Below are 6,214 nucleotides of genomic sequence, written 5' to 3'. Positions count from 1 at the left end.
CGCCCGGCCCGACCCAAAATGCGCGGGTGACGAGGCGGCTTTCTCTCGGGCCGGTTCAACGGACGACGACGTGTCGACTTGCTCAAGCCCAAGATTGTCGGGGACGCGATCCGCCGTCGTCAGATGCGCGGCAGGGTGGAACGGATCCATCTGCTTATCGAGCCGGCCCATCTCCGCTCTCCATGCAGCTATCTATCAACTTCGCCAGTTCCGCCGACGCGGCAGAATGAGGGTACCCGAGGATTCGATCAATCGGAACGGAAAAGGCTCCAATCCGCGCGTGAGCCGCTCCAACGGTAGCTTGCAAGAGACACGGCGCCAACCAGGGTCTACCCCGCGGATGCTCCGACCGCGCGGATGTTAGCCGGTGAAATGCAGCACTTTGATCGTGCGACGAACGCCCACTTTCAGTCGGATAAGCCCGGTCGTGCGACCAGCAAGTCATTGATCGTTCTCAACCCAAGGCTGACTCTTAATCAGCGGGTCCCAGGTTCGAGCCCTGGTGCGCCCACCAAGTTCTTCAAGGACTTGCCCTCGCCAACCGTTTGAGACGACCGAACTGAAACGGTTTTTCAAACGGTGATTTTGGCGACCAATCGGCGGGGCCACTCTCGGCATTGTGATCTACTTTACCCGCCGAGGCGGAGGCGAAGCCGACCCGAAGGCCGCCCGACAGAACCGCTTTCAACGTTCTGTCTGGATTAGAGCCGGCCGACATAGCCGGCATCTTCCCACTTCGTTTCTTTGTCGTCGGCGACGCATGGGGGCAGCTGCGCCGCGCTGCGAGTATGTAGAGAGACCGGCGCATCCTGGCCATGGCAACCCCACCTCACAGTAGGATTGTCGCTGCGAGTGGCACCAGTCATGCCGTCAATGCCGCTCGCGCAACGATTCCTGTCCTCTCGTCAGGCTCGGCGCCGTCGAGAAAGACTTTCACCGCGGTGCGAGCGCGCAAATCGATGTCGGAAAGCGTTGGTACGTCGCCGAGCTGAAGCACGGCCTCCAGATGGACGTTTCCATGGAGCATCCCAAGAAACTGGCGGGCGCCGGCTTCGCAATGTGCTAGATCGATTTCTCCGGCCTGCTTCGCTTTTGCCAGAATTTTCGTAAGGACCGCGATGGCTGGCGTAGGTCCATGTTGCGCGTAGGCCCGTGTCGCATCGGGGTAGCGGTCCGCTTCAAGTATGGCTGTATGACAGACCTCCAGCAACGACGGCGTCATCATCGTTTCGAGGAGATTGCGCCCAATGATGATGAGTAGTTCCCTGAGTGGCAAGGAAAGCTGGTCGGCACTGACACTCAGCGCGTTGGACGAGTAATGGCTGACGACTTTGGTGAACTGGTCGACGAGAAGTTGCTGCACGTTCTCGCGCCGCGTTGACCTTTCGCGCAGTAGCTGCCGGTAGAGACCGTGCGGCGTCCATGTCCAGCTCGGTCGGCCGAGCAAGAACGCCGAGAGAACCGCGCAGTTCGACCAACCGCGAAGCTGGCTCGCTTTGCCCGGGACCGCTTCGCGGACCCGCAGGATATCGCCCGTCGCACCCCACCGAAGAAATCTGACGGCATCGGCCGGTGGCAGGATCGTCACCATCATGCGCGTCCACCACGGCTCGACGAGCAGCCAACTCCCCGTGCTCGTGGGCCGCATCGCAAAGACATGCTTATGTCTGTGATGGACGAAGCGATGCCACCATTGCCGTCGAAGGCCGGGCACGAAACAGACGATCCAGTCGGCGGGGTCGACTGTCACCAGGGACCCATTATCGTCGATGCTGTTCGCCAGGTCCGCCGGGACGTCGCCGACAACCTTCAGTCTTGAAGGGCTCTCGCTCGGGCCAGACCATCTTGACCGGCCAATATCATTGGCTGCGCTCATCGCTTCATGCTCCGCGTGCTCCCGCATCCATGAATGAAGCTTTCGATACCGGCTCTGACGCGGTCGGCGGCTGGGGCTTCCAGGCTCATTGCCGGAGTCAGCATCAGCGCCTGGTAGAGCGGTTCTCTCAGTAGTCCCAGCAATTGCTCGGCGTATAGCTGAGCGTCCGATATCGACAGGATCCCCCGCTCATTTGCTGCGGACAGAAACTCCCGTAGCTTGAGTGTGACAATCGCTTGTCCCGCCTCGTGCACCCGCTTCTTCAGCGCAGGATTGCGTGCACCCTCGGTCATCATCATCCGAACGAACCCGACCAGGGTGGTCGAGTATTCCTCCCAGGCAACGCGGCCGAACGCGATGAGTGTCTCGCGTGCATCGTCTACGGTGCCGGGGTGCGCTCTCCTCACCAACGGCTGCGATATGAGGGAGGCTTTGTGTTCGGCGATCGCGACGATGAGCTCGTCGACGCACTTGAATGCCGATAGAATGTCTTCCTTCGAGTATTCGCTTCGGTCCAAAATACTATCGAGGTCAGCGGGCGCGCCGCTCGGATGGGCGAGGGCCTCGCTGACCGCCAGCACGATCTCGGCGCGAGGGTCTGGCCTCGACACGGCATTGGCTTGGCGGGAGGGTTTCGACGCGGGGTATGTCATGTACGGCTCCTCGGTTCGGGCCAACTGCGCCGCGCGCTTCTTCGCGTGCAGGGCAAACGCGATCTTGATGGTGACCAGAACCGGCGCAGCGATGACGAAAAGAAGAGCGATGGCAGCGAACGAGGTGTCGAAAGCGATCACCGTGGATTGACCGGTGAGGGCTCGACCCAACAGACCCATCGCAGTCCGGCCGGCGGTCACGCTGTCCATTCCTCGTGCTGCGAGCATGGCACTCGTCGTTCCCAGCCGCTCGCTGACCGCGGGAAGGCCTGCGGTGACACTGGCGCTGAGCACCGTGGCATTGGTGGTGACATTGTGGTCGATCATGGTCTGGAGCCCGGCTACCCCCATGAGGCCACCGAGCTGGCGCCCGGCGTTGAAAAGACCGATGCCGGACGCTCGATTGCGGTTGTTGAGGTCGCTGAAAGCGATAAGGGTGATCGACAGGAAGAGGAAGCCAAGTCCAAAGCCGCGAAGCAGGATGGCGGCCATCATGTCATCGGCGCCACTTTCGCTGGTCGAGCCGGACAGCATCCACATCGCGGCCATGATCATCAGGATTCCGAACGGCACCGTGGCGATAGGGGGAGCGCCCCTGACCTGCATGAGAAAGGCAGCAATGAGGAGCGCGCCGACGAAAAGCGCGCCGCTCGGCAATAGGAGCTGGCCGGCCTCACTTGGCGTGAACGCGAGTACGGACACGGCAAACGACGGGATCAGGAACGCGCTGCCGAACAAGGCGGCACCGGCGACGAAACTGACGATGAAGGCGAAGGAAAAATCGCTCGACCGGAACAGGGTGAAATCGAACAAGCCTTGGCTTTTGGCCATCGCCTGTTGGCTGAGAAACGCCAGCAAGGCGGCTGCGCCGATCACGGTCAGCCACGCGATGCGAGGCTCTTCGAACCAGCGCCATCGGCTGCCTTGGTTGAGAACATAGGTGAAGCAGAAGAATGTGACTGAGATCAGCAAGAAGCCGACCCAGTCGAACGGAAGGCGCGCAGCCGCAACGGGCCTGGGGCCGTCTGCGATCAGCAGAAGTCCGATGCCGGCGAGGGCTACCGGAACAACGCCGAAGAAGATCCATGCCCACGACTGGCTGTCGATCAACCATCCCAGGAGCGCCGGAGCGATGGTCGCAGGAGCCACCACGGACCCCATCGCAAACAGAGCCTGAAGGATCGGCTGGCAGGATCGCGGATAGGCGAGAAAAATGATCGACTGTCCCGCGACAAGCAAGGTGCCGCCGGAGAAGCCCTGTATGATGCGGAGTGCGACCAGCAGATCTAACCGATACGTGATGGCGGCGATGCCGCAGGCCGTGCCCATGACCAGCGTCGAACCGATGATCAGGCGGCGCGGACTGGTGCGTGTCATGAGCCAGGAGGCGGCCATGAACCCGACTAGCTTTGTTGCGGTGTATCCGATGTCCAGCCAGGCGAACTCGTCGGGAGTCGCATGGGTGTCGCCAATGATGTCGTTGCGTCCGAGCGACAGGACGGTGCTTGCGATCGCCTCCGTCAGAGTGGCGAGCACGATGCCTGCGACAAGAATGCTTCCTGCCGCGCGCCTGTCGTAGCCTGGCGTGGCGTCGGCGATCGCGGTCATGTGCCGCTTCCTCGATCTATTTGGACACGCGCCGACAGGCCAGGCACGACGCGGCCGGGCAATGGATTTCTGTCGAAGCGGATTTTCACAGGCACCCGTTGAACGACACGAATGAAGTTCCCCGTCGCATTGTCAGCGGGGAGCAGGGTGAACGCAGAACCGCTGCCGGGCGCAAAGCTGTCCACCACACCTTCAATCGTCTGGTTCGGATAGCCGTCCACCTTGATGCGGGCGCGCTGACCGGGCCGGATATGTTCGATCTGGCTTTCCTTGAAGTTCGCCACCACCCACACGTCCTTGACCGGAACGATATCGAGCAAGGAGGTGCCCGGCGTGACAAGCCGGCCGACGCGAACCTGGCGGTTGCCGACGACGCCGTCGACCGGCGCATGCACCACGGTGTGGTCGAGATCGATCTGGGCGAGATCGCGTGCGGCGTGCGCTTGCGCCACTGCAGCAAGTGCAGCTTCGCGCTGGCTGGCAAGGACGGCGATGCGTGCCCGCTGGGCCTCCACCGTTGCCGCCGCCGCCGACACCCCCGCCTCGGTTCTCGATAGCGCCGCATCGCTTTCATCGACCTGCGCCTGGCTGACCGCGTTGGTGCGGATCAGTTCGCGGCGGCGATCGGAGGCCTTTCGCGCCAGATTCAGCTCGGCCACGCTCGCAAGTCTTTGAGCTTCGGCCTGCCGTATCAGGGCATGCTGGAGTTGGATCTCCGCATCGACATTGGTGAGGCGGGCTTGGGCGGCTTCGACATTGGCCTCGGCTTGCGCCAGGCGTGCGCGGTAGTCGCGATCGTCGATCCGGAACAGGACGTCGCCTGCACGAACGGTCTGGTTATCCTGAACCTCCACGGCCGTGACGTAGCCTGCAGCCTTCGGCGTGAGCGAGGTCATTTCGCCGCGAATATAGGCGTTATCGGTGAATGTCTCGTTCGAATGGGCATACGCCCAGCCACCAGCCACAAGCACGACAGCGCCGAGGCACAGCACCAAGCCGACCGCCTTCTTGTTAACATGCACCACGATACCCTCCTGCAACGGTTGTTGTCGCTGACAGCTCTGCCCATTCACTCGCGTTCCGGCCGCCATCGGCGGAGATCGCGGTTTCCCCGCAATTCGTCGCCAAACCTAGTTGCGCACCGTTATGGCCTTCTTGTATGTCGCGGGGTCATCGAGGATCTTGACCAAATACTCGGCCACGTCCGCGCGGGTGGCTGTTGAGGTGATGTTCCAGCGCAGATCGGTCCCGGCCTTCAGGTTTCCGCGAGCACGCTTGAATGTCAGCGTCGCCGGTCGAACGATCGTCCAATCGCAGTCACTCTCCCGGACAGCTGCCTCCTGCGCCTCCTTGTCTGCCATCACCTCCTTGAGTGCGAGCTTGACCATGAAGCCTGCGCCAAAACTCCCGGTGTGGTAGCTCTCACCGACACTCACCGAGCTCTCAACGATGAGTCGACTCTGGCCTGGAGGCATGGCGGCCAGAATGTTCTTGGTTCCCACCGAGCAAACCGGGACACCGGGCTGGCGTCGACCCAGATCCTCCTTCGCCTGAGGTACCATCCCCAACGTGCAGATCACCGCATCCGCACCTTGGACCGCAGATGCCACCGAGGCTGCATCCATTGCATCGCCCCTGACGATCCTGAGATTCGGATGCGTCAAGGGCATGCGCTTTGGGTCACGGACAAAGGCAGTGACGACGTGACCCGCGGACAAGGCGGACTCAACGACGAGCCGTCCTGTCGACCCCGTTGAGCCAAAGACAACGACGTTCATCACACTCTCCCATCGCGCGGCTTCGAGGCGCGATCGCCGTGCGGAGGGTCCGTGAAGCCAGCAGCATCTTTGCGCGGACACTCAGGTTGCGCCGGGTCATCAACGGGAGCGGGCACTCACCGTGGCGGGTGGCTTCCTTGATATGCATGTGCACGCAGAAGGCGCAGCCGTTGACCTGCGAGGCGCGCACGGTCTCGTGTTTCATCGAGGTCGAGCTCCAAGAGGATTTTGGGTGAGCGGGCCGCGTTCCGGCGCCGGTAACGCGGCCCTTATCGAATAAGTGCTTACGATGCGCCTCT

Annotated in this window: 5 protein-coding genes and 1 pseudogene; all 6 read right to left on the bottom strand. The window is 62.1% G+C overall.

Annotated features, from left to right (window positions below; translation table 11 throughout):
* Positions 1-862 precede the first annotated feature (862 nt).
* Positions 863-1,876, bottom strand: coding sequence for a TetR/AcrR family transcriptional regulator C-terminal domain-containing protein (locus tag I6F09_RS18720; protein ID WP_225114614.1), 1,014 nt, complete (start codon positions 1,874-1,876; stop codon positions 863-865).
* Complete coding sequence (locus I6F09_RS37575; protein ID WP_225188740.1) at positions 1,873-2,529, bottom strand: TetR/AcrR family transcriptional regulator C-terminal domain-containing protein; 657 nt, start codon at positions 2,527-2,529, stop codon at positions 1,873-1,875. The genes I6F09_RS18720 and I6F09_RS37575 overlap by 4 nt, the downstream gene beginning before the upstream one ends.
* Before the next feature lie 30 nt (positions 2,530-2,559).
* Positions 2,560-4,137, bottom strand: a pseudogene (locus tag I6F09_RS18710) (DHA2 family efflux MFS transporter permease subunit); the annotation flags it as partial.
* Positions 4,134-5,162, bottom strand: coding sequence for an HlyD family secretion protein (locus I6F09_RS18705; protein ID WP_225188730.1), 1,029 nt, complete (start codon positions 5,160-5,162; stop codon positions 4,134-4,136). The pseudogene I6F09_RS18710 and the gene I6F09_RS18705, both read right to left, overlap by 4 nt.
* 105 nt (positions 5,163-5,267) lie before the next feature.
* A complete protein-coding gene (locus tag I6F09_RS18700; RefSeq protein WP_225142612.1) occupies positions 5,268-5,915 on the bottom strand; it encodes an NAD(P)-binding oxidoreductase in 648 nt (215 codons plus the stop codon).
* A complete protein-coding gene (locus I6F09_RS18695) occupies positions 5,863-6,120 on the bottom strand; it encodes a carboxymuconolactone decarboxylase family protein (RefSeq protein ID WP_225188729.1) in 258 nt (85 codons plus the stop codon). The genes I6F09_RS18700 and I6F09_RS18695 overlap by 53 nt, the downstream gene beginning before the upstream one ends.
* Between the last annotated feature and the right edge of the window lie 94 nt (positions 6,121-6,214).

Source organism: Bradyrhizobium sp. IC3195 (genome assembly GCF_020193585.1).
GTDB lineage: Bacteria > Pseudomonadota > Alphaproteobacteria > Rhizobiales > Xanthobacteraceae > Bradyrhizobium > Bradyrhizobium yuanmingense.
The sequence above is the reverse complement of the archived record's forward strand: the minus strand, read 5'-3'. Positions and strand labels throughout refer to the sequence as shown.